The organism is Natronomonas sp. CBA1123 (assembly GCF_009741925.1).
Taxonomy (GTDB): domain Archaea; phylum Halobacteriota; class Halobacteria; order Halobacteriales; family Haloarculaceae; genus Natronomonas.
This window is the reverse complement of sequence record NZ_WPCC01000050.1, coordinates 1-22,644: the sequence shown is the minus strand read 5'-3', so window position 1 is coordinate 22,644 and position 22,644 is coordinate 1. Positions and strand designations below refer to the sequence as shown.

Genomic DNA, 22,644 nt, shown 5'->3' with positions numbered 1-22,644 from the left:
ACCGTCCAGTCGTCGCCGAGGCCACCGCCGGCCACCGCGTCCCGATTCCGGCCGTCCTCGATGCCGTCGCGCTGGCGCTGACCGTCCGACCCGGCCCCGGCGAACTTCGGTCGCTTCCCGCCGACCCACCGAGGGACGCCGAGGGGCTTCCGATGCGGTACGTCTACCGGAGCGACGCGCCGCTGTCGGTCGACGAACAGCAGTGAACCGCGATTTCCTCAGAACGTGAACTCGTCGTCCGGCTCGTCCGTCATCGCTGCCGGGTCCTGTTGGTCGTCGGTCATCTGCGTGAACAGGTCTCCCTCGACATCGTCGGTGTCTTCGGTCGTCGCGTAGGCAGAGACGCCCATCGAGAGGAGTTCTTCGACCGCCTGCTCGCGGTTCAGGAACTCCCCTTGGCTGACGAGACGGTCGATTTCACTGTCGATTCGGTCCGGCAACGACACTTCCACGTCGGGCATACACGACAGTTCGGGAGGTGGGCGTTAAAACCCTGTGTTCGGGTGGGTGTAGAGCGAACCCGGGAAATGGAAAATCGAACCTGAAGCGAGTCGCTCGGCGGCGAGTCGAAGGGGGGAAGGGATACGAGGATACTGCCAGCGTCCGTGACAGCGTCTTCAGTCGTCTGCGACGGCGCTTTCGGCGGTTGCCGCACAGCGGTTCGGCCCGAGTTCGAGTTCGGACTCCTCACCCTCTTCGGGTTCGTACTCGCCGGCGTTCGTCGCGATGACCTGTTCGTAGTTCGGCGGCTTCGACGGCAGGTTCTCGAACATGTGCTCGACGAACTCGTCTTCGTCCAGCTGGAGAATCTCGTTGTTCTCCCAGAGGTAGCCGACCGTGGAGAACATCGGCTGACCGGGCGTCACGTCGATGTACTCGCCGTCGTCGGTGACCGAGAAGTGCCCCGGCAGGATCTTCACGTCGTTCGACTCGGTCATGATGACCTTATGCAGCGTCTCGTACTGGACGCGGGCGCCGTCGCGGGCGTCCTTGTCGGCGAACTGGAGTTCCGTCCGGCCGATGGACTCGACGAACAGCGTGTCGCCGGTCAGAAGCGCCTCGTCGTCGACGAGATACGAGGTCATCCCCGTGGTGTGTCCGGGGGTGTGGACGGCTTTGATTTCGACGTCTCCGAGTTCGACGACCGCGTTCGGTTCGATGGGGTCGAACTCGAAATCGGGGTCGCGCGTCGCGGCGGGCGCGCCGAGGTGGTACGGCACGTCGAGTCGGTCGGCGAGTTCTCGTCCCTTCGAGATGTGGTCGGCGTGGATGTGCGTATCGAGGATATGGGTGACTTTCAGTCCGTGCGCGCGAGCGGCGTCGAGGAATTCGTCGGTCGCACGGGTCACGTCGACGAGTGCGGCCTCGCCGGCACGCTTCGACCCGACGACGTACCCCAGACAGCCCTTGGAGCGTCGCTGGAGTTGTAGAACGACGAGGTCGTCGTTCTCGGTGGCAATCGGAACGACGTCGTACACCATGCTCCAGGCTTCCATGCCGCCATCGACGGTTTTCACGTCGTGGGCGTCACCCTCGCGTTCGAGGTACTCGGCGAAACTGCTCGCAGAGTTACCCGTCGCACAAATCGTGACGACGGTGTCGCCGGCGTCGATGGCGTCCTCGTCGAACTCCCCGACGAGTTCGTCGTCGTCACTGGAGTACTCCACGTTCTCAGCCCCGTCGACGTGCCAGTCCTCGAAGCTGTCGGGCGACCGAGTGTCGAAGAGAACGAACTCCTCGTCGGCGTCGATCATATCTCTCAACTGTTCTGCCGTGATTGTCTCGACCATCGTCACTGTATTGTATAATTACCACACGTAAAACCATTCGAGCGGGGAGAATAATTTCACGTAGTTACCCGGATGTGGGTGGTTATGAACGGAAGTTCCCGAGATTATTTCCGGAATACCCATCGCCACGTGCCCGGAAAACCGGCGATAACGGCGGGTTTCGGAGCGGCACTGGCGCAGGATGAACCAATAATATCATTATGCACGGCCCACTAGACAGTATTGCAAGAACTATGCAAACTTCAGACATCGAGGAGAGACTGCAGGACCTCCCGCCGAGCTCGAAGTTCATTTATACCACGCTGTCTCGGGAGGGGTCGATGACGCTGAAGCAGATTACGGAAGAAACCCTCCTCGGTTCGCGAACGGCGCGATACGGCCTCACCCAACTGGAGGATGCGGGCCTAATCGAGGCGGCGCCGGCGCTACACGACGGCCGACAGACCTGTTACAGCATCAGTTTCCGGTCGCTCGGTGGAAACCGGACCGGCTATCCAGAGCAGGTACTCGTCAAACCCGACAGTGCCCACGAGTGGCTAGCGGAGTTCAAGACCGACGATTCCGACCTTCGACTCGTGGAGATATCGACGGAGTACGACGACCGTCACATCCCGGGCGCAGTCGAGTTGGACCCACGAGAGGACTTCTTGGATTCCGGTACGCGGACGATTCCAAGTGCCGACCGACTCGAGACGATACTGGGTGAGCGCGGAATCACGCCGAACAGCACCGTCGTCCTGTACAGCGACGGGTACAACGAGTTCGCAGCGTTCGTCTACTGGACGCTCAAGTACTACCGCCACCGTGACGTTCGCCTGCTCAACGGTGGCAAACACTACTGGACCGAGAACGATTTCCCGACGACGGACGTGGCGCCGCCGGTGACAGCCGTGGAGTACGAGGCCCAGCCACCGAACGACCACATCCGAGCGTACCGACAGGACGTCCAGAACGCCCTCTCGGAGGACGTCGACATCGTCGACGTTCGCTCGCGTGAGGAGTACTGCGGGGAGACCGACGCCCCCGCACGCGCGAGCGGTCACATTCCACGAACGGTAAACGTCGAGTGGACCTCCGTCGTCCGAGAGTGTGGGCGGTTCGAACACCCTCGGGCCCTCGAGGCACCGTTTGCCGAAGCCGACGTCAGCGAAGACGACGAAATCATCGTCTACTGCAACGTCGGGGAGCGTTCGGCGCTGGTCTGGTTTGCGCTCTCGGAGCTGCTCGGCTACCCGAACGTCACGAACTACGACGGCTCCTGGACCGAGTGGGGGAACCTCGTCGACGTCCCGATAGAGACGTGCGACTCCACGGAGTAGCGACGGGGACACGTTTTAGCTAGCGGCGAACGCATCGGCTGAATGTTGTAGGCGGTGAGCCACTGCTTCGGGTCGATACTACCTCTTCTGTCACGATGAGGCACCGACGGCGAACGGTTTCCCAAAATTATTTCTGCAAGTTCGATAGCTCCTCAAAATCACCAACATTGTCTCGGCTACCTCAGCGTTCAGGTGTCACACCACCCAACATCGGATGTCTATGGACCACATAGTCGTGCTCGGTGCCGGTGTCGGCGGCACGATGAGCGCAAACATGCTCCGCCGACGGTTGGATCGCTCCGACGCCGAAATCACTGTCGTCGACAAGAGTACAGAACACGCGTATCAACCCTCGTTTTACCTGTTGCCGTTCGGGTACATGGAGCCCGAAGACCAGTTCCGTGACGTACGTGGGCTTCTCCGAGACGGCGTCGAGTTCGTCCACGACGAGGTCACGGGCGTCGACCCCGACGAGAAGACGGTCGAACTCAGCGACGAGGAACTGTCGTACGACTACCTCGTCGTCGCACTGGGCCACAGACTCGCCCCCGAGGCGACGCCCGGGATGATGGAAGGGTGGGAGGAGACCGACGCCGTCTACCCGTTCTATCACTTCGAGGCCGCGATGGAACTGCGAGAGGCGCTCGAGGACTTCGACGGTGGTACGTTCGTCGTCTCCGTTCCCGACACGTCGATTAAATGCGGTGGAGCGCCGCTGAAGATGACGATGCTCGCCGAGGATTACTTCCGGCGTCAGGGCATCCGCGACGACGTCGAGGTCGTGATGACCAAAGGGAGCGACGCCGTCTTCGGCGTCTCACCCTATCGGGAGAAACTCGAAGAAATCTGGGCCGAGCGGGACATCGAAGCCAACCTGAACTTCACGGTCGAAGAAATCGATTACGAAGCGCAGGTCATCCACTCCGAATCGGGCGACACACAGGAGTACGACCTCTATGCGCCAGTCCCACCGCAGTACGGTCAGCCGCCGCTTACGGAGAACTCGCCGCTGACCGAGGGCGACATCGAAAACGACGCTGAGTACGTCAGCGTCGACGAGCACACGCTCCAGCACACCGAGTACGACGACGTGTTCGGACTCGGTGACGGCTGCAGTACGCCGAACGCCAAGACGGCGGCAGCGGCGCGCAAGCAAGCCCACGTCGTCCTCGACAACCTCACCGCACACATGGACGGCCGTCGGATGACAGCCGAATACGAAGGCTACGCCGCCTGCCCGCTGTTGACGGAGAAAGGCAAGGCGATGGTCGCGGAGTTCGACTACGAGGACAGCATCTCCGCGCCCGTCGAGAGCCGGATGAACTGGATTATGGACATCAACATCCTCCCCAGCTTCTACTGGAACGGCTGGCTGCGCGGCTACGACCCACTCCCATAACCATGGCGAGCGAACAACGATCCGTCGAGGCGGACGTCGCCTTCGACGACGAGACGGAACTGGCGCGTGCCATCGAGGAAAACGACGAAGAGCTCGCGGAACTGCTCCGGATGCTCGCGACGACGGAGGAACTCGCCGAGAGTCTCGCACCGGAGCTCCGGGAGGCGGCCCGGGAGAACCGCGAGCCGATTCGTGAACTTCGGCTCGCCTTCGAGCGCGAGGAGACGCTGGTCCTCCTCAGGAAAGTCGGCGAGGAGGCCGATACGCTCGTCGAGTTGCTCGACGTGCTCGCGGCGGCCAAAGACCTCTCGGACGACCTCGTCCCGGAGTTGCGGGTCGCTATCCAGGAAAATCGCGAGGTAATCGAACGGCTTCGGTTCGCACTGGAGAGCGAAGAGACGCTCGTGTTGCTCGAACGGTTGGGGGACAACGCCGACACGCTCGCGGAACTGCTCGAGTTGCTCGATGCGGCCCACGCCACCGCGATGGACCTCGTCCCGGAGTTGCGTCACGCGGCCCAGGACAACCGGAACGTCATCCGGGACTTCCGGATGGCCGCGGCGGGCTTTGCGGACGCCCACGCCGAAAACGAAGTCGAGATGTACGAACTCGGCCGAAACGCGGGGAACATGATTGCGCTCGTACAGACGCTCGGCGACCCGAAGGTCACCGAGGCCCTCGACGCGACCGTCGACGGTCTCGCACAGGAGGACCCGAAGCCGGTCGGGTTCTTCGGCCTCATCGGGGCGCTGTTCGACGCCGATGTCCGGCGGGCGCTCGGTCGGCTGGTCAACGCCGCTCGCGGACTCGGAAGCGTCTCCTTCGAGGAGTCCGACTGACGACCCCGCCGCGATGCCGTCGTGATTCGATGGGTGCAGACGGACGCGACCACGAGAGACCCGAACTGACACCCCGGTATCGGAAATAATGTTTTCTACTTCAAAAAGAGGAGATGGAAAACAGAAATAATAGTTTTGAGAAGACCAACTTAATGTCCCGGTCCCCAACTACGAAACGCAATGACGGAACCAACGGATTCAGCGGCTGACGCGACCGTCGAGACACCGGGAATCGGCGACCAGTTCCCCGAACTAACCGTCGAGACCAGCATGGGCGAGCGGACGCTTCCGAACGACTACGAGGGGTCGTGGCTCGTACTGTTCAGCCACCCCGGCGACTTCACGCCCGTCTGTACCTCCGAGTTCGTCGCCTTCGAGCAGCGCCGCGAGGAGTTCGAAAGCTTGCAGGCCGAGTTGGTCGGACTGTCGGTCGACCGCGTCCACTCCCACATCAAGTGGACCGAGTGGATCGGCGAGAACCTCGATGTCGACATCGGCTTCCCAATAATCGCCGACGACCAGGGGGCTGTCGCCGAGCGGCTGGGAATGCTCCACCCCGGGGCCGGAACGGCGACCGTCCGCAGCGTCTTCATCGTCGACCCCGAGGGGACCGTCCGGCTGATTCTGACCTATCCCATGGAAATCGGGCGCAACATCGACGAGATTCTGCGGTCGCTGCGCGCACTCCAGAAGAGCGACGCACAGGGCGTCGCCGTGCCGGCCGACTGGCCGAACAACGAGACGTTCGGCGACCGAGTGCTCCTGTCGCCACCGGGGACCGAAGCCGACGCGGCGGCCCGCAAGGCGGAGGCCGAAGCCGACGACAGCACCGAATACTACGACTGGTGGTTCGTCACCCGCGAGCAGTAATCCAGCGCTGGGCTGTCAGCGTCCCCAGACGGTTCGTTCGCGGCGGTAGCCGCCGAATCAACACTCCTTCAACAAGAACACGAGCATGATCGACCCAGTCATCGCCAGCAGACTCCAGTTTGCGCTGACGACGATAGTCCACATTATCTTCCCGGTGATGAGCATGGGCCTTGCGCCCTTTCTCATCTACTTCACGTGGAAAGAGATACGGACCGAAGAGCAGGTGTACGAACAACTCCGGGCCTTCTGGACGAAGATATTCGCCATCTCGTTCGTCGTCGGCACGGTGACGGGCATCGTCCTCGAATTCGAGTTCGGGACGAACTTCGCGGCCTTCTCGACGGCGGCAGGGGAGCTGTTCGGCGGCCCGCTCGCCATGGAGGGGATGATGGCGTTCATGCTCGAGGCGACGTTCCTCGGTATCTTCGTGTTCGGTCGGGAGCGAGTCACCGACCGGCTCTATATGATATCGAGCGTCTTCGTGGGCCTCGGGACGTGGCTGTCGGCCGTCTGGATTCTCATCGCCAATTCGTGGATGCAGACGCCGCGCGGCTACGAGGTCGCGATGCAGAGTGGACAGCCGATTATCCTGCTCGTCGACCCGATTGCCGCCTACGCCAACCCGCGGTTCCCGTGGATGTACGTCCACATGCAGAACGCCGCCGTTCTGTCGGTCGCGCTGTTCATGACCGGCGTTGCGGCGTACTACGTCTGGACGAACCGCGACACGGAGTTCTGGCGCAAGACGATGAAAATCGGTCTCGCGGTGTTGCTCGTTACGGCCCCGTTTCAGGCGATTCACGGCGACGCCTACGGCCGTCACGTCGCCGACACACAGCCACAGAAGTTCGCCGCCATGGAGGCACAGTACGAAACCGACTCCTCGGTCGGGCTCAAGCTACTGGCGTTTCCGACGAGCGTAGAGGACATCACCGACCCCCACGCCGAGGAGCTGTTCGTCGTCGAGATTCCCTTCGTCGCATCGCTCTTGGCGAGCGGCGACGACCCCGGGGCCACGATTACGGGGTTAGACGAGTTCGACTCCGAGAATCCCCCTGTCGCCATCGTGTTCTGGGCGTTCCGAGCGATGGTCGGCCTCGGCTTCTGGTTCATCCTGCTGGCGTTCTGGGGTGGCTATCGGTGGCTCCGTGGCGAACTCTTCGAGGACGACCTCCTTGCGAAGGCGCTTGTCGGGTCGTCCGTCCTCGGCATTCTCACCGTCGAGTTGGGCTGGATCGTAACGGAGGTGGGCCGCCAGCCGTGGGTCATCCAGGGGGTGATGAAGACCCACGCTGGCGTCTCTCCCGGGCTGACCGGCACGGAAGCGCTCATCACGCTCGCCGGCTTCGTCGGCGTATACGCGGGATTGCTCACCCTCTATTGGTACGTCGTCGTTCGTCTCATCCGCGAGCAAGCGCCGACCCGGCCGGCGACGCCGAACCGTGACGTGAGCGGCCCGGAGAAGGGAGTGCCCGGCGATGACTGATCCGCTTTCCGCGGCGGTGCCGTTGAGTCTCGCCGACGGGCCGCTGTTCGGATTGCCGCTCCCCGAACTCTGGTTCGCACTGGTGTTCGCCGTGCTCGGGACGTTCCTGTTTCTCGACGGGTTCGACTTCGGGGTGGGAGTGCTGTTTGCGACCCGAGGAACGGACGGCGAGCGCGAGCAGTTGTTGGCGGCCATCGGGCCGTTTTGGGACGGTAACGAAGTGTGGCTCGTCGTCTTCGGTGGCATGCTGTTCGCCGTCTTTCCGGAGGTGTACGCGACGCTTTTCAGCCGCCACTATCTGCTCATGTTCGCCATCCTCGGTGGCCTCATCCTTCGCGGACTCGCGCCGGAGATGTACGAACAGCGCCACGACGAAGCCTGGCAGCGCCGCTGGGGACAGGCGTTCGTGGTCGGCAGCATCGCCTCGCCCTTCTTCCTCGGCGTGTTCGTCGGCAACTGGCTGTTCGGCGTCGACGGCATGGCGTCGATAGCAAGCCTGCTCGTCGGGCTGGCGGTCGTTTCACTCACCGTCGTTGACGGTGCGGCCTATCTCGGTGTGAAAACGCGCGGCGACGTTCGGCTGGAAACGCGGTCGTTCGGATACCTCGCACAGGTCGTCTACCTCCTCGCCGCCGTTGCAGCGCTGGTCGTCGGCAGTCGCTCCGCAGCGCACGTCGATTTGTTCTCGCTTCCGACGCTGGGGCTGCTCGGCGTGACCGTCGTGTTGGCCGGCGGGTACGTCGCCGCCAGCCGAGCGGAGCGCCACTACCTCGCATTCGCGGCCGTCGCAGGCCAAGTGTACGGTCTCGTGGCGCTCGTCGCGACGCTGCTGTTCCCGCTCGTCGACCCCGTGACCGGACTCGAAATCAGTGACGCCATCGTGTCCACACTCCCGCTGAACCTCTCGTCGATTGGGGCGGCCCTCCTCCTCCCGCTGGTCGTGAGCTACTTCGTCGTCCTGTACTCTGCGTTCAGCGGCCCGGTCGACGAGGGCGAATCGTACGGGTAAGCACCCCGCCTACGTTTCGTGCCACTTCCGATAGAATCCGACGCTGAACAGCGCCAAGAACAGCCCGATACCGAGGTTCCGGAAGAAGGAACCGACATCCCCAGTCGTCAGCAGTTGCAACAGACCGACGCCGACGAGAAACACGATTACCACTACCGACAGGAGGAGCATCCACGTCGCCACGTCTACAGTGGATTCGTCACTCACTGGAACCTCGTATCGAAACGACCGTCACTGTGCTGTTGGCTCGGACGAGAGACCGATTGCCGCCAGCAACAGACCGGACACGACGAGCAATCCGAGTCCAACCGCCGTGACGATATCGCCGAGTCTGAGCATCCACGCCGCCACGGCGAGACTCGCGAGAGCCACCACCGCGCCGGCGACGAACAGCGACGGGTCGAACGACTTACGTACGCGTATCTGTGACATCGGTCGGTTCACACCGTATCGTACGATTCGAACGGACTAAAACGGGGGGCTGCGGGACATTATTGGCCGTTCCGGCCCCCGAATGGGAAGTTGCGGAAATAATTTCGGAACGGTCCCCGAACATATCGCTTTGGGTTCGGTCGTCGTGAAAACATGGGCGCTGCAGACTCCGGTTCGACTATGGAACGAATCGACCTTTGCGGCGTGAAGCGGCCGAAATCGGGCGTTTGAGAATCGGAGAATATGTCCGCCTATAGAGGTGTATTCGAACCCGCGCTGAATAGAACGTGCGTCTACAGTACAACCACGTCGGTTGTCTCGGCGTGAATCAAGCAATACTCGTCGGTCGGTCAAACTGCTCTGCTGAAAGCCACAATGAGTTATAATTTCAGCCAGTAATTCGACAGAGTGGACGCTATCCAGAAGTCGTGGTTGCTTCTTTTCACTCGCTTGGTAGATTCGCAATTATCGAGTCGGTGAGAGCAGGCTCTAGTCCAGTGTCCCGGTATCCAGCTGCGAGGTTGACGTCGACAGCCCAATACTGGCCGTCGCCATCTTTGACCAAGTCAACCCCGACACCCCGAAGGTCAAACCGTTCAACAAGTTCTCGGAGCGACGCTGCAAGTGCTGGCCTAATCTCTATCTGCCCGATGAATTGTTTCTCACCGTGGAGCTTCGAGGTGACGCGCCGCCCCGCGACGTGTATTTCTGACCCGTCGTTGACGGCATAATACTTGTAATCGACTGGGTCCGTCGGAATCAGTTCCTGATAGAAATCTCCCTCGCCGTTGAGTTCGGGTTCGTCGTTCCAGATGTAGTAGCCTTTAGCGACGTACTCGCCATCAGGTTTCTCGAAGGTGACCTCAGGTGTGAAAAATCCCATCTCCGAAAGCGCTCGAAGACCGACAAGCCGTGAACTGAACAAAATCACCGCCTGCAAATTATTCCACAGCACTGTCCCCGTCCGTCGAGCATGCCTGAGAGTTGGGAGTGCACTCGGGAGTGTCTTCTTGTTAACAATCAACGAGAGGTCGGCGATTTGGTCTGGTGAGGGGGGTGATTGGGGATGGAAGAATCGAACCTGAAAGCCTGCATTCCGAAGACGCTCGGCTACGTCGCGGAACACCGGCTTGTGCTTTTGAGCCAGGATACCGATGCCGCGATTACTTTCCATACGCCCCTGGTGTTCAAGCGCGAATTTGAATAGCCTTCGGGTGTGTAGCGATTTCACTGACAGGCATGATAATGGAGGATGGCCCAACAGGTGTGAACACACTGGCCAGTCACATCGACTCAATACGGCGGGCGCATTTATTGGTGCAGTCTGTGTACTATCTTTTGTATGCCTGAAGAAGTCCTGTTCAAATCAGAGAGCAACCAGAGTCGAGAAGAGATTGCATCGTACCTTCGGAAAGTCGCGGACAACCTCGACAGCGGCAACGCTATCGAGCTGAAAGCAGGCTCCGAATCTGTAACGCTGAATCCCCCTGCCAGACCGACCTTCGAAGTCAAAGCTGAACGCGAAGGCCCGGCTGGCAATATGACAGAACGAAGTATCGAGTTTGAACTCGGATGGGACGAGAACGACGGTGAGGAGGGTGGCGGAAGTGGTCAGTTAGAAATCGAGTAGTCACTCCGCGCGCACGCTGAGCAGGTGATTCAGGGGAATTGGTCTGGAACAAATGTAGCCTCTGTGCTGACTTCACCCTCCGAGTCGGTCACGCGCTTTCTGATAGAAATCGGGAAGGTAATTCAACGAGTGCTGAATAGAACGCGCGTATCTCGTACAGAGGGGAGAATCGACTCAGTCGGACTTCCGGGGATAGAGAGCGAACCCAGCTACGAGGATACCGTACCCGAGGAATGTGACGAGAAATCCAGCGTTCTGTATACGGATTGCTTGTCTCATCGAGAAGACGGAAGCCACCCGAAGGGAACCACTGGCCCCGAAGGCAGCGAGTTGGCCGAATGTAACGAGAGCTAATCCGCTGAGGAGCAGCCATTTTGTGCGAGGCCTCAATTCAGCGTCCGGGATCGGATATCGCCATCGGAGATAGCTATAGAACCCAGCAATGATGGTCACCTGAAACAGGACCGCCAATATGCCGAGTTGGACAAACCCCGGGACCATTTTGTTGTGGGTCTTCCCCTCACGGGTATTGCCTGTATCTATCGATTTCTCTGATCGACCCTGATCTGTCCGGATGGGTGATTTGTAGAATCTATTCTGCTGCACTTACCCTCTACATCCAGCACACGGATTCTGACAGAAAATGGAGGAATCGTGTCAATCAGCGATTGATTTTCTTCCCTCCGACCAGTTAGGTTGTACGCGAATTCTCGGGGACACCACTCGCCCGGGTACGCATCGAACGAATGCAACGGCCTTGCGTTCGTTCGGTGATGTACCCCGCCGCTGTCGGGCGGTTTCGACTCAAAAATCGGTTATGGGCGCTGCAGGATTTGAACCCGCGGCAGCTTGGTCCGAAGCCAAGTACTCTGTCCAGACTGAGCTAAGCGCCCTCGAAACCACGTAACGCCCTCGGTGTTTTAACGCTGTCCATTTTGTCGACGGATGGGTTGGGACGACGAGCCAGTCGTTTCCGCGTTCCTTATGCCGGGGCCGCCGGAGGTGGCCCCATGGGAACGGTACGCGGGTACGTCGAGTTGCTCCGGCCGGGCAATGCGATTGCCGCGGGGGCGTTGACGTTCATCGGCGCGTTCGTCGCGGGCGGACTCGACAGCGTCACACCGATGGCGGTTGCGATTACGGCGACGGTGCTCGCCACGGGCGCCGGCAACGCCATCAACGACTACTTCGACCGCGAAATCGACGCGATAAACCAGCCGGACCGACCGATTCCACGCGGGGCAGTCAGCGCACGTGCTGCGCTCGTCTACAGTCTCGTCCTGTTCGGAGTCGCGTCGGGCATCACGCTGTTGCTTCCGCCGCTGGCTATCGCCATCGCCGTCGCGGACCTCGCCGCGCTCATCGCGTACACGAAACTGTTCAAGGGGCTTCCGGGCGTGGGGAACCTCGTCGTCGGACTGTTGACGGGCAGCACGTTCGTCTACGGCGGAGCGGCGGTCGGTGGTGACCTCTCGACGGTCGGGGTGCTGTTCGGGTTGGCCGCCGCCGCGACGGTCGCCAGGGAAATCGTCAAAGACGTCGAGGACATCGCCGGCGACCGCGAAGAGGGGCTGAACACCCTCCCCATCGCTATCGGCGAGCGGCGGGCGCTGTTCGTCGCGGCGCTGTTCGTCGTCGTCGCCATCGTCGCCAGCCCGCTTCCGTACGTGCTTCGAACCTTCGACGTCGTGTACCTGCTCGCACTCGTTCCCGCAGTTGGACTCCTGCTCGGCGGGGCGTACCGGAGTTTCAGCGACCCGACTCGTGGGCAGACGCTCCTGAAGGTCGGGATGTTCGCCGCGGCCGTCGCGTTCGTGCTGGGCAGAGCGACCGTCGTATTATAAGCCGTTTGTATCCGGCGGAACGACTATTCGAACGAGACCAATCGAGTCTCGTATGAACGGGGACGGTGGGTTCGAGTGGGTCGGAGCGGCCTCCGAAACGGCCTACAATCTCGGCGAGGAACTCGACAACCGAACGGTACCGGCCGGAACGAACCTCCTCGTCGTCGGGCCGCCGATGGCGGGCACACGGCGGTTCGGAATAGAGTTACTCGCCGCAGGGGCCGAGGACCGACCGATTATCGTCACGAACCGCGAATCCGCACGGACGATTCGAAGCGACCACGCGGACTGCCTCGACGGTCCCGTGGGCGTTATCGACTGTGTGACGAAGCAGGGAGGCGAGCCACGACTCGACTCACCCTCGATTCGGTATGCGGCCTCGCCCGACGACCTCACCGGTGTCGGAATGGAACTGACCGACTTACTCGCCGGGACTCCGGACGGCAAATCGGGTGGCGACCGCGTCCTCTTCGATTCCGTCTCGACGCTGTTGATGTACAGCTGCGCCGAGCGCACGGCACGGTTTCTCGATGTCGTGACTGCTCGCATCGAAGAGCAGGATGCAATCGGGCTGTTCGCTCTCAATTCACTCGCCCACGAGGACGCGGTCTACGAACGACTGTGTCGGCTCTTCGACGGCGTCGTTCGATTGGACGACGGTGGCGTCGTCGACGCGGAACTCCCGGAGTCGTGAACCCACACAGCGCTTTTGTCCTCGCCTGACCTTGGTCGGGTATGCCAGTCGAAACCGACGCCGAACTCCGAGAGATACTCGAATGTGACACCATCGCAGTCGTCGGCTGCTCCGGAACCGCAGGAAAAGCCGCCCACGACGTGCCGAACCTCATGCGCGAACACGGCTACGAAATCATTCCAGTCAACCCCTACGCCGACGAGATATTTGGCGTCGAACCGTACGACTCCCTCGGAGCGGTCGAGGAAGAAATCGACATGGTCGACGTGTTTCGCCCCAGCGAGGAGGTGAGCGGCATCGTCGACGAGGTTCTCGAACGCGACGACGTCGACGTCGTCTGGACGCAGTTGGGTATCCGCGACCGAGAGGCCGGCGAGCGAGTCGAGGACTCCGGTCGTCAGTACGTCGAGGACCGCTGTCTCAAAGTCGAGTACCAGCGGCTGATGTAGCTACTCGCCGCTTCCGGTTTTTGTCTCGCCGTCGTCAGTGCTCTCGGCATCGGAAACGGCCGCTGTATCGTCGCCTTCGGCCTCGGTGATAGCTGGTTCGGCCTCCTCGATAGCCACCTCGGTGAGCAGTTCGTCGACATCGACACCCTCCGATTCGGCAATCGCTTCGAGTAACGCCGCCTGTTGGTCGACCTTGTTCTCCAAGGCAGCCACCCGCTCGTGGGTGTCCTGAACCGTCTCGCGGACCTCGACGATTTGTTCGCGAAGTTCGTTCATCCGCGCGTACAGTTCCTCGCCCATGTCCGCGACCTTCTGGAGTTTCTTGGTCGCACCTCCGAGTCCCATGGCCCGGCCTTCGGCGCCGATGGCCGTGTGCCTTGCGGTGTTCGATGCGTCCCGGCGGCGTTAAGACGCCGGCGGTCACAGGGCCGATATGGATAGCCGTCGTGCCGCACCGACGCTCGGTATCGTCGCCTCGCTCGCCGTCGTCGCCGTCCTCGTCGTGCCGTACTTCGTCATCGACGACGGCTCGGCCGTCGCCAGTTACTATGGCTCCGGTGCGCTGACGCCGTGGGCCGGCGGGATGATGGCACTCGTCGGCGTCATCGTCTTCGCCGCGGGCCGGGAGAACCGGACCGACCCCGAAACCGCCGCCGGTGCCGCTGTCGGCCTCAGCGTCGTCGTGTTCCTCATCTCGGTGCTGTGGGCCGTCACGGTGCCCGCGGACCTCGTTCTCCAGTTGACGACCGACGAACCGCTACTCGGCCCACTGACGACCGCGACAGTCATCGAATCCCACCGCTGGGTGCTCGCACTCGTCGCTATCGTTCCCGCCACCGCCGCCGGCTGGTACGCGAAGTCGCTTCGACTGCTGTAGTCACCGTTCGAAGCACAGCGTCGATACCCGAACCGTTATTCGCCGCAGTCCCCCGAAACCCGATATGGACCTCTCTATCGTCGACCTCTCTCCGGTCCCCGATGGCGGCACCGCGCGTGACGCGTACGCCAACACCGTCGAGGCCGCCCAACAGGCCGAGCGTCTCGGCTACTCGCGGTTCTGGGTCGCCGAACATCATGGCATGGCCGACACCCTCGCGGGGACGACACCCGAGGTACTCCTCGGCCATCTCGCCGCCGAGACGGAGTCGATTCGCCTCGGCTCCGGCGCCGTGTTGCTCAACCACTACAGCCCGTTCAAAGTCGCGGAGGTCTTCGGGGCGCTGGACGGACTCGCGCCGGGACGCATCGACGCGGGGCTGGGCCGTGCCAACGGGTCGCCGGCCGTCGACCGCGCGCTCGGAACCGAACGACACGTCCGCAATCCCGACGAGGACCACGCCGAAAAAATCGAGGCCGTCGTCAGCCATCTCTACGACGACTACCCGGACGACCACCTCTACGGCGACCTGGAGATTCCCCGGTCGGGCGAAGAGCCACCCGCGCCGTGGGTCCTCGGGTCGAGCCCCTCGAGTGCGGCACTGGCGGGCGAACTCGGCCTCCCGTACTGCTTTGCCGCGTTCATCCGTCCGCAGTTCGCCGTCCACGCCTTCGAGGAGTATCACGAACAGTTCCAGCCCTCACAGCTGGCCGGCGGTATCGACGAACCACACGGGATGGTCGCGGTGAACGCGGTGTGTGCCGGAACCGACGAGAAGGCGGCACGACTCCGGGCGATGGCCGAGGCGTCCTACAAGCGGATGGAACGGGGCGTCGTCGGCACGACACCCTCCGTCGAGGAGGCCATCGAGGAACTCGGGGGCGTTCCGGAGCCGACGCCCGCCACTCTCGACGACGGGGAGTGGCCGCGGGCGATTTCCGGCAGTCCGGAGACCCTCGACGGACTGTTGGAGCAGTTGGCCGACCGCGTCGGCGCCGACGAGATGATGATTCAACACGTCGTCGCCGACCACGAGGACGCGCTTCGGTCCCACGAACTGCTGGCCGACGGGGTCGGACTTACTGCTCGGTGACTTAGGCCGGTCGGAGAACGGAGACAGATACCAAGCATCCGCGAGGGCGGCGAAGCCGCCCGACGCGGTTCTCCGGACGCGACCGAAGGGAGCGTCCGGGCGAGGCGGGTGACCGTAGGGAACCCGCCGCTGCTTTTTCATCGAAGTTTTTGCCGGCGAGCCGGAGGCTCGCCGTGCAAAAAGTTCGGTATGAATGGTTGGACCCGAGAGTTGCCTGGCCCGTCCAATACGGGGAGTCCCGCGTGCCTCCTCCACCCCGCGACCCTACGGGCGACAGCTGTCCACGGGTCCGCTGCTCACTTCCGTGCCTGACGGATTGCCCGTGGTTAACCGCGACCGAACGTCCCTGCAGACGCCGGTCGGCGGACCGCTGCCCTCGTAGGACGAGGCTTCGACGTTGGCTTGCGGGGCCCGCACTGGTTGGGCCAGACGCACCCCGGCTTCGGTCCCCGCTAAAGACCATAGCGCGGGTTGTGAGCGGGGCCTAACCGCCCGACCTAGTCCACTTCATCGTAGTTCGCTGTGACTTAAGGGCCTTTCGGCTGGTGGTCGCGAAATCGAAGCCAAAAGCGACTCGAGAGTGCCGGGGTTACTCGCCGGCGACGGGGCCTTCGGCCACGTCGATGCCGCCGGTGAGGGTGCGGGTCGGGTAGGGGATGTCGATGCCTTCCTCGTCGAAGCGCCGCTTGACCGCGGTGACGTACTCGCCGCGGGTCTTCACGAAGTCCGCACGCGAAGGGTTGGCAATCCAGATGCGCGACTGGAGGCCGACCGAGGAGTCACCGAGTTCGGTCAGCCGGACGGAGGGACCGGGGTCGTCCATGATACCCTCGTGAGCTTCGGCTTCCTCCATGATGATGTCGGTGGCCTTCTCGATGTCGTCGTCGTATCCGATGCCGAAGAGGAACTTCAGGCGGAGTTTGTCCGCGTCGACGGGGTTCTTGACGACGTTGTCGGTGAGTTGGGAGTTCGGGACGGTCAACAGTTCGTTGTCGAAGGTTCGAACGCGCGTGACGCGGAGGCTGATGTCCTCGACGACGCCGTCGTTGCCATCGAACTGAATCCAGTCGCCGATTTTGAACGGCTTTTCGACGAAAATGAACACGCCGGCGACGAAGTTCGCGATGACGTTCTGCATCGCGAAGCCGATAGCAAGCGTCGCCGCCGCAGCGACGGTTGCGAGCGACGTGAGGATGTTTCCACGGCCGGAGGCGGCGAAGGCGGCCGCCACGGCGACGAACAGGACGATGAAAAACACGACTTTCCTGAGCGGTTTTTTGGCGTTGGCTTCGAGGCCACGGCGGTCCATTGCCCGGTCAGCCACCGGCATAACGACCGCCCGCCCGAGGACGTACACCACGACGAAGGCGATGATTCCGAGGGCCGCGTAACTGATGGGTTCGGTATACGCCACCGGGATGTTGAAGAGACTGTTGAGGAACTCCGAGAGGAAGTTGCTCTGTGCCGGTATCATCGATGGAACACGGCCGTATGGCCACGTGTCTCGATTACTTCGCCGTTGACCCGTTCGGCGAGGTCCTCGGCCAGTTCCTCGGTCGTGGTACCGCCGCGTGCGGCCCGAAGGAACTTCGCCTTCACGAGGTCACGCTCCTGGAGTTGGTCCGACAGTTCCTCGACGACGGGGTCGAGGCCGCCTTTCCCGACCCAGACAGTCACCTCGACATCGTGGGCACGCTGACGCAGGTCCTGCTCCGACATGCGTCGCCGTACTCGCTCCTTCGTTTTAAAGGATTAGTTTGCCGACGTGTATCGGCGGCGTCGAGGCAGTCGACCCTATCTGTAGGGATACCGCGCCTGTGCGCCGCAGTCGCAGGTGACCACGACGTGGCCGTCCTGCGTTCGAATCCGGGCATTTCGACCCGGAATCAGATAGGCGTCACAGGCATCGCAGGTGAACCGCTTGAACCGCTTCGGCAGCGGCAGACGGTTGCGTTCGGCGACCCGCCGCGCACGGCGGACGTACCGCTTTGCGAGGTCTTCCTCGCCCTCGCTGGCCGCCTCGCGGGCCAACTCGTGTAACCGCTCGATTCGCTCTGCGGCGACGCTCACGGCCCTGGGTTTTCGCCCGTCGCGTTTAGGCGTTCTGTAACGAGATGGGTCGAATCCCCGAGTAGAAACCGTTTAGTGTCCGAGACGACCACGAACGAACGGGAACCGCACGACCGCAAATCTGACTCGCCGGCCGATTGGTCGGCTCGGGATTGCGGTAGTGCTGGCGGAACGCCACCAGCGCCTTCGGGCCTGATGCGACACCGCCGACTACGAGCGGTCCGTGCAGTTCCAACAGAAACATGGCACGAATGCATTCCCGCCGCCGAGGCTCGTCCGGTTCGGACCGGCCCGCGGCAGACGAACCGCCGGAGTGGAGCGACGTAGACGAAGACGCAATCGAAGAGCGCGTCGTCGAGTTGGCCGAGGAGGGGCACGACCCCAGCCAAATCGGCCTGAAACTGCGCGACGAGGGCGTCCAGGGCGTCCCGGTGCCGGACGTGAAACTCGCGACCGGCAAGAAGGTAACCGAGATTCTCGAGGCCAACGACGTGACCCCCGACTTCCCCGAGGACCTCCGAAACCTGATGGAGCGGGCCGTCCGTCTCCGCGACCACATGGAGGAAAACCCCGGCGACGCCCAGAACAAGCGGGCACTCCAGAACACGGAGTCGAAGATTCGCCGCCTCGTCGACTACTACCGCGGCGACGAACTCGACGAGTCGTTCACCTACGAATACGACGAAGCGAAGGAACTGCTGGAGTAACAGTCACATGTCCGCCGCCGGCCACGAGGAACCCGCCGCCGACCGCGTCGCTTCGAGGCTCCGCGATGCCGACTTCGTTCGGCTCGTCGCGACAGCCGACGGCGACGCGCTCGCGGCGACCGGCCTGCTCGCACGCGCGCTCCGAGAGTGCAACGTGCCGTATCAGGCCAGTCTCGCGGCCGTCCCCCGAACGCCTTCGACCGACGCCGACTGCACGGTCGCAATCGGACACGGAACTGGCGAGGTGACCCTGCACTCGACCCCGCTGTCGGTGCGGGCGGTCGACGTAGCACGGGAACTCGCCGCGGAATCAGTCGACCCCGAACTCGCGTTGGCGGGCGTAGTGTCCGCCGGGTTCGAGCCATCGGGGTCGCTGCTCGAAGCCGCGACACTCGAACGACGCCTCGGCGTCGCCATCCCGACCGACGACCGAATCGACGGTCTCGCCGGGTCGACGCTGTTTCACGCGCCGTTCTCCGGCGACGGGGCGGCCGTCGAGGCGGCCTTGGAGGACTTCGACGGCGACGACCGCGAACTCGCCTCGCTCGTGGCGCTGTCGGCGGTGCAGGACGCACCGCCGCGGGCCGCCGAGGCAGTCGAGCGGGCGCTGTATCCCTACGACTGCGAACGGTTCGAGACGCTCGGCGGCTACGCCGACGTGCTCGATGCGGTCGCCCGGGAGCGCCCCGGCACGGGAATCGCCCTCGCCCTCGGCAACGACGTCGAGTCCGCGGCCTTGGAGGTCTGGCGAAGCCACGGTCAGCGCGCCCACGAAGCGCTTCGAACGGCCACCACCGGCCGCTACGATGGCGTCTTCGTCGCTCGCTGTGACGCAGGCGAGGAAGACGACAGCGACGCCGTCCCCCTCGGGACCGTCGCTCGCCTGCTGTTCGCCTACCGCTCGCCGGAGCCGGTCGCACTCGCCGTTACCGACGGCGAGGCGGCCGTCCTCGCTGAGGACGACACGGCGGCAGCCGACGCTCTCGGTGCCGCGGCAGCCAATCTCGACGGTCGGTCGACCGCCCGCGACGGTCACGGCACAGCGACGTTCGACGGTACGGCGACCGACTACGTCGCGGCGTTCAGGGAGGCACTATGAAGCGAGCGACCATCCGGACGAGCCACGACCACCCCGAGTTGGTGGCCGCGGCGCTCGTCCCGGACAACACAGACGAGATGTCGACCCGCGTGACCGACTCGGCGGTCGAGACGACCATCGAACGTGACTCGACCGGCGGCCTTCGGACGACGGCGGACGACTACGTGACGAACCTCACAGTAGCACAGCAGATAATCGACACGACAACCCAATCATGAGCGAACGATCCGTATCCAAGCGTAGAGAGGAGAAGCGATGGTACACCGTGATGGCCCCCGAGATGTTCGACCGGGCCGAACTCGGTGAGACCCCCGCAGACGACCCCGAGCAGGTGTACGACCGCACCATCGAGACGACGCTCGGCGAACTGAACAACGACCCAAGCGAGAACAACACGAAACTGACGTTCCAGATTTCGGACGTGGGCAGCGACGCCGCCTACACCGACTTCATCCAGCACGAGCTGACCCGGGACTACCTGCGCAGTCTCACCCGCCGCGGCACCTCGAAGGTCGACGCCTTCGTCACGGTGCTGACGACCGACGACTACCGCGTACAGGTCCAGCCCGTCGCCTACACGACGAAATCGGCCGACCGAAGCCAGGAGAAGGCCATCCGGCGTGTGATGATCGACCTCGTCGAGGAGGCCGGCGCGGAGCGAACCTTCGAGGGGCTCGTCGAGAGCATCGTCGAAGGCCGACTCTCCTCGGCCATCTACAACGAGGCCAAGACCATCTACCCGCTTCGGCGCGTCGAAATCCAGAAGACCCGCCTCGAAGCGCGACCCTCCGAGGTCGCCGCCGAGGAAGAGGCCAGCGTCGATGTCGACGAAGAGGACGTCGACGTCGACGACGAGGAGTAATCGGCCGCGAACTCGAATTTCTCGTTTCTTCGAGCGTCAAGCGACAGCGCCGTCGAACCCTATTCTGAGACGACGATGACGCCGACCATGCCTTTCCGCTCGTGGGGGATACAGAAGTAGCCGTGTTCGCCCGCGACCTCGAAGGTGTGTGCGAAGGTGTCGCCGGGTTGGATGTTGCCGCTCCCGTCGGACTGCCACGCCTCGCGTGCCGCGTCGGTCGATTCGAAACCACCCGACGCGAAGAACGCCGCGCCCTCCGGAAGCGCCGATTCGTAGGCGGTGACGGTGTGGCCACGAGAGCCGTTGTTTCCCCAGACGACGGTGTCACCCACCGATACCTCGTAGCGCTCGGGGACGAAGGCGTTCGACGACATGCCGATGTCGTAGTCGCCGTCGGAGAGCGTCGCCTCCAGACAGCCCGCGAGCGGAACCGCCGCCGTTCCAGCCGCCGCGATGAACGACCGTCTGTCCATGTTTCGACTGGGGGCCGAACGGCAATAGGCGGCCCGGTTCCGGACGGAAGCGAACGTACTAAGACGAGCCTCTTCGACCGGGGATTCATGCAGCCGCGCTTCGTGGGGCGACTCGGCCTCGCCGACGCCGTCACGGTCGCCAACGCGGCGCTGGGCTTCGTCGCCGCAGCCGTCGCGATGACCGACCCGGCGCTGGCCGCGCGACTCGTCTTGCTCGCGGCTATCGCGGACGGCCTCGACGGCGTCATCGCCCGCACCCGCGGCGGGACGGCCGTCGGCCACTATCTGGATTCCCTCGCGGACGTGGCCTCCTTCGGCGTCGCCCCCGCCGTCTTCGTCTACGCGGTCGTCACCGACGGCGGGACGGCCGCCCTCGACACTCCGCTTTTCGTCGCCGCCCTCGCCGTCCCCGCGCTGTTCGTTGCGATGGCGGTCGTTCGCCTCGGGTTCTACATGCTCGACGACCGTCACGACCCCGAAACCGAAGGCGTCCAGACGACGCTCGCGGCAACCATCCTCGCGGTGTCGTATCTCGCCGGCATCACGAACCCGACGGTGCTGCTCGCCGCAACCGCGGTATTCGTCTATCTGATGGTCGCCGCGATTACGTACCCCGAACTGTACGCCCGTGATGCGATAATCCTCGGCGGACTGCAGGCGCTCGCAGTGCTCTTTCCGACCGCTATCGACCGGGTGTTTCCGCGTGCACTGCTGTTGTTCGCTGTCGCCTATCTCGTTCTCGCACCGTTCATCTACTGGCGGGAGACGTGACGGGGCGGGAAGGTATAGAGTGAGAGTAGTTGGCTCGCGTGAATCGGTCAGTAGAGGTGTGTATAGCGGCTCTTTTTCCCCAAAAGGATTTATGAAATAAGCGTTGAGTGGTGCACATGCCGCCCATGTCGCGCCGTGACGCTCTCAAGGGTGTGGTAGTGAGTATCGGGGGTTTAGTCACTGCTGGCTGCACGGCCTTGGATGGGAGCACAGATGGAAGTCTCGAACTTATCAACTTGTCTTCTGAATCCGTCTATTTCACTGTGTCCGCCGAGTCTACAGAGAAGCCAGACAACCAGCAGACACCGATGTTCAGAACGCAGTATTACGCCACTCCAGAGAAAGGCGTCATTCTCCCAAACGCGCTCACAGGAGACGAATACCGTGTCTCTATCCTTGTTGATGAAGAGACTGCTGGTGACCCCGGCTCAACGCTTGCGAGCGGACAAACAACGTTCGCTCCAAGTACGCAAAAACCGACCCTGTACGTTCGCTATGACTTCCAGAGCAACGAATCAGTCACGTTCGATGCTGGCCAGTAACTGGTAGGGAGCGAACAACCCAATGGTTCGTCTGTACCGAGCGCAGAATTCACGAATGATTCTCCCTAAGAATTCAGATGGCTAACAGCTAACAAGCATCCGCGAGGGCGGCGAAGCCGCCCGACGCGGTTCACGCCGCGCGAACGGAGTGAGCGCGGCGGCAAGGCGGGTGACCGTAGGGAACCCGCCGCCGCTTTTTCATCGAAAGTTTTTCCCGGCGTGCTCCGCGCGCCGTGGAAAAAGTTCGGTGTGAAGGGAAACGCTCTTGCCTTATTCTTTCGGACACCTATACATGAGCAACGGGGACGACGAGAACGCTGACGCCCCCGAGGACGCCGCCGACGAGGAGGCGCCCGCGGACGCCGAAGAACCGACGGACGCAGTCGGAG

28 protein-coding genes, 1 tRNA gene, 1 other RNA gene and 1 pseudogene are annotated in these 22,644 nt (G+C 62.8%); 19 read left to right on the top strand and 12 right to left on the bottom strand.

Features of this window, described 5'->3' with window-relative positions; translation table 11 throughout:
• A pseudogene (locus tag GJ631_RS18760) lies at positions 1 to 206 on the top strand (hypothetical protein); the annotation flags it as partial.
• 12 nt (positions 207 to 218) lie between these two features.
• Here the strand turns inward: GJ631_RS18760 and GJ631_RS16355 are convergent.
• Positions 219 to 461, bottom strand: coding sequence for a ribbon-helix-helix domain-containing protein (locus tag GJ631_RS16355; protein ID WP_156710178.1), 243 nt, complete (start codon positions 459 to 461; stop codon positions 219 to 221).
• A 156-nt stretch (positions 462 to 617) separates the two neighbouring features.
• Positions 618 to 1,790: a rhodanese-like domain-containing protein gene (locus tag GJ631_RS16350; protein WP_156710177.1), complete on the bottom strand. Its 1,173-nt coding sequence runs from the start codon at positions 1,788 to 1,790 to the stop codon at positions 618 to 620.
• A gap of 233 nt (positions 1,791 to 2,023) precedes the next feature.
• Here GJ631_RS16350 and GJ631_RS16345 point away from each other — a divergent pair, with 233 nt between their 5' ends.
• The 6 genes from GJ631_RS16345 (at position 2,024) to cydB (ending at position 8,712) form a co-directional block, all read left to right on the top strand.
• Positions 2,024 to 3,109: a rhodanese-like domain-containing protein gene (locus tag GJ631_RS16345; protein ID WP_156710176.1), complete on the top strand. Its 1,086-nt coding sequence runs from the start codon at positions 2,024 to 2,026 to the stop codon at positions 3,107 to 3,109.
• A 220-nt stretch (positions 3,110 to 3,329) separates the two neighbouring features.
• The gene (locus GJ631_RS16340; RefSeq protein ID WP_156710175.1) at positions 3,330 to 4,508 is read left to right on the top strand and encodes an NAD(P)/FAD-dependent oxidoreductase; all 1,179 of its coding nucleotides are present in this window, start codon (positions 3,330 to 3,332) and stop codon (positions 4,506 to 4,508) included.
• Between the two features lie 2 nt (positions 4,509 to 4,510).
• Positions 4,511 to 5,347 (top strand): DUF1641 domain-containing protein, encoded by an 837-nt coding sequence (locus tag GJ631_RS16335; protein ID WP_156710174.1) that lies wholly within the window; start codon positions 4,511 to 4,513, stop codon positions 5,345 to 5,347.
• A gap of 180 nt (positions 5,348 to 5,527) precedes the next feature.
• Positions 5,528 to 6,217: a peroxiredoxin gene (locus tag GJ631_RS16330; RefSeq protein ID WP_156710173.1), complete on the top strand. Its 690-nt coding sequence runs from the start codon at positions 5,528 to 5,530 to the stop codon at positions 6,215 to 6,217.
• 85 nt (positions 6,218 to 6,302) lie between these two features.
• Positions 6,303 to 7,703: a cytochrome ubiquinol oxidase subunit I gene (locus GJ631_RS16325; protein ID WP_156710172.1), complete on the top strand. Its 1,401-nt coding sequence runs from the start codon at positions 6,303 to 6,305 to the stop codon at positions 7,701 to 7,703.
• A complete protein-coding gene (gene cydB, locus GJ631_RS16320) occupies positions 7,696 to 8,712 on the top strand; it encodes a cytochrome d ubiquinol oxidase subunit II (protein ID WP_156710171.1) in 1,017 nt (338 codons plus the stop codon). The genes GJ631_RS16325 and cydB overlap by 8 nt, the downstream gene beginning before the upstream one ends.
• Before the next feature lie 9 nt (positions 8,713 to 8,721).
• On the opposite strand, the gene GJ631_RS16315 is transcribed toward cydB, so the two are convergent.
• From GJ631_RS16315 to GJ631_RS19110, 3 genes are all read right to left on the bottom strand, one after another.
• Entirely contained in the window at positions 8,722 to 8,919 is a 198-nt protein-coding gene (locus GJ631_RS16315; RefSeq protein WP_156710170.1) for a hypothetical protein, read from the bottom strand.
• 24 nt (positions 8,920 to 8,943) lie between these two features.
• Positions 8,944 to 9,156 (bottom strand): hypothetical protein, encoded by a 213-nt coding sequence (locus GJ631_RS16310; RefSeq protein ID WP_197425142.1) that lies wholly within the window; start codon positions 9,154 to 9,156, stop codon positions 8,944 to 8,946.
• A gap of 430 nt (positions 9,157 to 9,586) precedes the next feature.
• Positions 9,587 to 10,318, bottom strand: a complete 732-nt coding sequence (locus tag GJ631_RS19110; RefSeq protein WP_231754009.1) for a hypothetical protein — start codon at positions 10,316 to 10,318, stop codon at positions 9,587 to 9,589.
• A 168-nt stretch (positions 10,319 to 10,486) separates the two neighbouring features.
• On the opposite strand from GJ631_RS19110, the gene GJ631_RS16300 reads away from it, so the two are divergent.
• On the top strand, positions 10,487 to 10,774 hold the full coding sequence (locus tag GJ631_RS16300) for an amphi-Trp domain-containing protein (protein ID WP_156710169.1): 288 nt from the start codon (positions 10,487 to 10,489) through the stop codon (positions 10,772 to 10,774).
• A gap of 818 nt (positions 10,775 to 11,592) precedes the next feature.
• Here the strand turns inward: GJ631_RS16300 and GJ631_RS16295 are convergent.
• Positions 11,593 to 11,667: transfer RNA gene (locus GJ631_RS16295), tRNA-Arg, on the bottom strand.
• 117 nt (positions 11,668 to 11,784) lie between these two features.
• Here GJ631_RS16295 and GJ631_RS16290 point away from each other — a divergent pair.
• From GJ631_RS16290 to GJ631_RS16280, 3 genes are read left to right on the top strand one after another with little or no spacing between them, the layout of a single operon-like run.
• Positions 11,785 to 12,618: a geranylgeranylglycerol-phosphate geranylgeranyltransferase gene (locus GJ631_RS16290; protein ID WP_156710168.1), complete on the top strand. Its 834-nt coding sequence runs from the start codon at positions 11,785 to 11,787 to the stop codon at positions 12,616 to 12,618.
• A 52-nt stretch (positions 12,619 to 12,670) separates the two neighbouring features.
• Positions 12,671 to 13,312 (top strand): recombinase RecA, encoded by a 642-nt coding sequence (locus GJ631_RS16285; protein WP_156710167.1) that lies wholly within the window; start codon positions 12,671 to 12,673, stop codon positions 13,310 to 13,312.
• A gap of 41 nt (positions 13,313 to 13,353) precedes the next feature.
• Positions 13,354 to 13,761, top strand: a complete 408-nt coding sequence (locus tag GJ631_RS16280) for a CoA-binding protein (protein WP_156710166.1) — start codon at positions 13,354 to 13,356, stop codon at positions 13,759 to 13,761.
• On the opposite strand, the gene GJ631_RS16275 is transcribed toward GJ631_RS16280, so the two are convergent.
• Positions 13,762 to 14,106, bottom strand: coding sequence for a DUF5798 family protein (locus tag GJ631_RS16275; protein ID WP_156710165.1), 345 nt, complete (start codon positions 14,104 to 14,106; stop codon positions 13,762 to 13,764).
• An 88-nt stretch (positions 14,107 to 14,194) separates the two neighbouring features.
• Here GJ631_RS16275 and GJ631_RS16270 point away from each other — a divergent pair, with 88 nt between their 5' ends.
• Entirely contained in the window at positions 14,195 to 14,638 is a 444-nt protein-coding gene (locus GJ631_RS16270; protein WP_156710164.1) for a hypothetical protein, read from the top strand.
• Between the two features lie 64 nt (positions 14,639 to 14,702).
• Entirely contained in the window at positions 14,703 to 15,731 is a 1,029-nt protein-coding gene (locus GJ631_RS16265) for an LLM class flavin-dependent oxidoreductase (RefSeq protein WP_156710163.1), read from the top strand.
• A 195-nt stretch (positions 15,732 to 15,926) separates the two neighbouring features.
• Here GJ631_RS16265 and ffs read toward each other — a convergent pair.
• The 4 genes from ffs to GJ631_RS16245 all read right to left on the bottom strand — a co-directional run bounded on the left by ffs (position 15,927) and on the right by GJ631_RS16245 (position 17,801).
• Positions 15,927 to 16,239, bottom strand: an RNA gene (gene ffs, locus GJ631_RS16260) — signal recognition particle sRNA.
• 81 nt (positions 16,240 to 16,320) lie between these two features.
• A complete protein-coding gene (locus GJ631_RS16255) occupies positions 16,321 to 17,205 on the bottom strand; it encodes a mechanosensitive ion channel family protein (protein ID WP_156710162.1) in 885 nt (294 codons plus the stop codon).
• Positions 17,202 to 17,450: a YhbY family RNA-binding protein gene (locus GJ631_RS16250; RefSeq protein ID WP_156710161.1), complete on the bottom strand. Its 249-nt coding sequence runs from the start codon at positions 17,448 to 17,450 to the stop codon at positions 17,202 to 17,204. The genes GJ631_RS16255 and GJ631_RS16250 overlap by 4 nt, the downstream gene beginning before the upstream one ends.
• A 75-nt stretch (positions 17,451 to 17,525) precedes the next feature.
• Positions 17,526 to 17,801 carry a ribonuclease P protein component 4 gene (locus tag GJ631_RS16245; protein ID WP_370518710.1) on the bottom strand — a complete coding sequence of 92 codons (276 nt, stop codon included), beginning with the start codon at positions 17,799 to 17,801 and terminating at the stop codon, positions 17,526 to 17,528.
• A gap of 242 nt (positions 17,802 to 18,043) precedes the next feature.
• Here GJ631_RS16245 and GJ631_RS16240 point away from each other — a divergent pair, with 242 nt between their 5' ends.
• Genes GJ631_RS16240 through GJ631_RS16225 form a run of 4 tightly spaced genes read left to right on the top strand, consistent with a single transcriptional unit; the run spans position 18,044 to position 20,469 of the window.
• Positions 18,044 to 18,508: a 30S ribosomal protein S15 gene (locus GJ631_RS16240; protein ID WP_156710160.1), complete on the top strand. Its 465-nt coding sequence runs from the start codon at positions 18,044 to 18,046 to the stop codon at positions 18,506 to 18,508.
• Between the two features lie 7 nt (positions 18,509 to 18,515).
• The gene (locus GJ631_RS16235) at positions 18,516 to 19,607 is read left to right on the top strand and encodes a hypothetical protein (RefSeq protein ID WP_156710159.1); all 1,092 of its coding nucleotides are present in this window, start codon (positions 18,516 to 18,518) and stop codon (positions 19,605 to 19,607) included.
• Positions 19,604 to 19,825 carry a KEOPS complex subunit Pcc1 gene (locus GJ631_RS16230; protein ID WP_156710158.1) on the top strand — a complete coding sequence of 74 codons (222 nt, stop codon included), beginning with the start codon at positions 19,604 to 19,606 and terminating at the stop codon, positions 19,823 to 19,825. The genes GJ631_RS16235 and GJ631_RS16230 overlap by 4 nt, the downstream gene beginning before the upstream one ends.
• Complete coding sequence (locus tag GJ631_RS16225) at positions 19,822 to 20,469, top strand: 30S ribosomal protein S3ae (RefSeq protein ID WP_156710157.1); 648 nt, start codon at positions 19,822 to 19,824, stop codon at positions 20,467 to 20,469. The genes GJ631_RS16230 and GJ631_RS16225 overlap by 4 nt, the downstream gene beginning before the upstream one ends.
• Positions 20,470 to 20,528: 59 nt before the next feature.
• Here the strand turns inward: GJ631_RS16225 and GJ631_RS16220 are convergent, their stop codons facing one another.
• Positions 20,529 to 20,942, bottom strand: a complete 414-nt coding sequence (locus GJ631_RS16220) for a plastocyanin/azurin family copper-binding protein (RefSeq protein WP_156710156.1) — start codon at positions 20,940 to 20,942, stop codon at positions 20,529 to 20,531.
• A gap of 87 nt (positions 20,943 to 21,029) precedes the next feature.
• Between GJ631_RS16220 and GJ631_RS16215 the strand changes: the two genes are divergently transcribed.
• The gene (locus GJ631_RS16215; protein ID WP_156710155.1) at positions 21,030 to 21,713 is read left to right on the top strand and encodes a protein sorting system archaetidylserine synthase; all 684 of its coding nucleotides are present in this window, start codon (positions 21,030 to 21,032) and stop codon (positions 21,711 to 21,713) included.
• A 116-nt stretch (positions 21,714 to 21,829) separates the two neighbouring features.
• The gene (locus tag GJ631_RS16210; RefSeq protein ID WP_156710154.1) at positions 21,830 to 22,255 is read left to right on the top strand and encodes a hypothetical protein; all 426 of its coding nucleotides are present in this window, start codon (positions 21,830 to 21,832) and stop codon (positions 22,253 to 22,255) included.
• The last annotated feature ends 389 nt before the right edge of the window (positions 22,256 to 22,644 follow it).

Excerpts from the sequence above, each read along its gene's own strand:
- GJ631_RS16355 (WP_156710178.1), bottom strand. The coding sequence starts at position 461 with ATGCCCGACGTGGAAGTGTCGTTGCCGGACCGAATCGACAGTGAAATC.
- GJ631_RS16350 (WP_156710177.1), bottom strand. The coding sequence starts at position 1,790 with ATGGTCGAGACAATCACGGCAGAACAGTTGAGAGATATGATCGACGCC.
- GJ631_RS16345 (WP_156710176.1), top strand. The coding sequence starts at position 2,024 with ATGCAAACTTCAGACATCGAGGAGAGACTGCAGGACCTCCCGCCGAGC.
- GJ631_RS16340 (WP_156710175.1), top strand. The coding sequence starts at position 3,330 with ATGGACCACATAGTCGTGCTCGGTGCCGGTGTCGGCGGCACGATGAGC.
- GJ631_RS16335 (WP_156710174.1), top strand. The coding sequence starts at position 4,511 with ATGGCGAGCGAACAACGATCCGTCGAGGCGGACGTCGCCTTCGACGAC.
- GJ631_RS16330 (WP_156710173.1), top strand. The coding sequence starts at position 5,528 with ATGACGGAACCAACGGATTCAGCGGCTGACGCGACCGTCGAGACACCG.
- GJ631_RS16325 (WP_156710172.1), top strand. The coding sequence starts at position 6,303 with ATGATCGACCCAGTCATCGCCAGCAGACTCCAGTTTGCGCTGACGACG.
- cydB (WP_156710171.1), top strand. The coding sequence starts at position 7,696 with ATGACTGATCCGCTTTCCGCGGCGGTGCCGTTGAGTCTCGCCGACGGG.
- GJ631_RS19110 (WP_231754009.1), bottom strand. The coding sequence starts at position 10,318 with ATGGAAAGTAATCGCGGCATCGGTATCCTGGCTCAAAAGCACAAGCCG.
- GJ631_RS16300 (WP_156710169.1), top strand. The coding sequence starts at position 10,487 with ATGCCTGAAGAAGTCCTGTTCAAATCAGAGAGCAACCAGAGTCGAGAA.
- GJ631_RS16290 (WP_156710168.1), top strand. The coding sequence starts at position 11,785 with ATGGGAACGGTACGCGGGTACGTCGAGTTGCTCCGGCCGGGCAATGCG.
- GJ631_RS16285 (WP_156710167.1), top strand. The coding sequence starts at position 12,671 with ATGAACGGGGACGGTGGGTTCGAGTGGGTCGGAGCGGCCTCCGAAACG.
- GJ631_RS16280 (WP_156710166.1), top strand. The coding sequence starts at position 13,354 with ATGCCAGTCGAAACCGACGCCGAACTCCGAGAGATACTCGAATGTGAC.
- GJ631_RS16275 (WP_156710165.1), bottom strand. The coding sequence starts at position 14,106 with ATGGGACTCGGAGGTGCGACCAAGAAACTCCAGAAGGTCGCGGACATG.
- GJ631_RS16270 (WP_156710164.1), top strand. The coding sequence starts at position 14,195 with ATGGATAGCCGTCGTGCCGCACCGACGCTCGGTATCGTCGCCTCGCTC.
- GJ631_RS16265 (WP_156710163.1), top strand. The coding sequence starts at position 14,703 with ATGGACCTCTCTATCGTCGACCTCTCTCCGGTCCCCGATGGCGGCACC.
- GJ631_RS16255 (WP_156710162.1), bottom strand. The coding sequence starts at position 17,205 with ATGATACCGGCACAGAGCAACTTCCTCTCGGAGTTCCTCAACAGTCTC.
- GJ631_RS16250 (WP_156710161.1), bottom strand. The coding sequence starts at position 17,450 with ATGTCGGAGCAGGACCTGCGTCAGCGTGCCCACGATGTCGAGGTGACT.
- GJ631_RS16240 (WP_156710160.1), top strand. The coding sequence starts at position 18,044 with ATGGCACGAATGCATTCCCGCCGCCGAGGCTCGTCCGGTTCGGACCGG.
- GJ631_RS16235 (WP_156710159.1), top strand. The coding sequence starts at position 18,516 with ATGTCCGCCGCCGGCCACGAGGAACCCGCCGCCGACCGCGTCGCTTCG.
- GJ631_RS16230 (WP_156710158.1), top strand. The coding sequence starts at position 19,604 with ATGAAGCGAGCGACCATCCGGACGAGCCACGACCACCCCGAGTTGGTG.
- GJ631_RS16225 (WP_156710157.1), top strand. The coding sequence starts at position 19,822 with ATGAGCGAACGATCCGTATCCAAGCGTAGAGAGGAGAAGCGATGGTAC.
- GJ631_RS16220 (WP_156710156.1), bottom strand. The coding sequence starts at position 20,942 with ATGGACAGACGGTCGTTCATCGCGGCGGCTGGAACGGCGGCGGTTCCG.
- GJ631_RS16215 (WP_156710155.1), top strand. The coding sequence starts at position 21,030 with ATGCAGCCGCGCTTCGTGGGGCGACTCGGCCTCGCCGACGCCGTCACG.
- GJ631_RS16210 (WP_156710154.1), top strand. The coding sequence starts at position 21,830 with ATGCCGCCCATGTCGCGCCGTGACGCTCTCAAGGGTGTGGTAGTGAGT.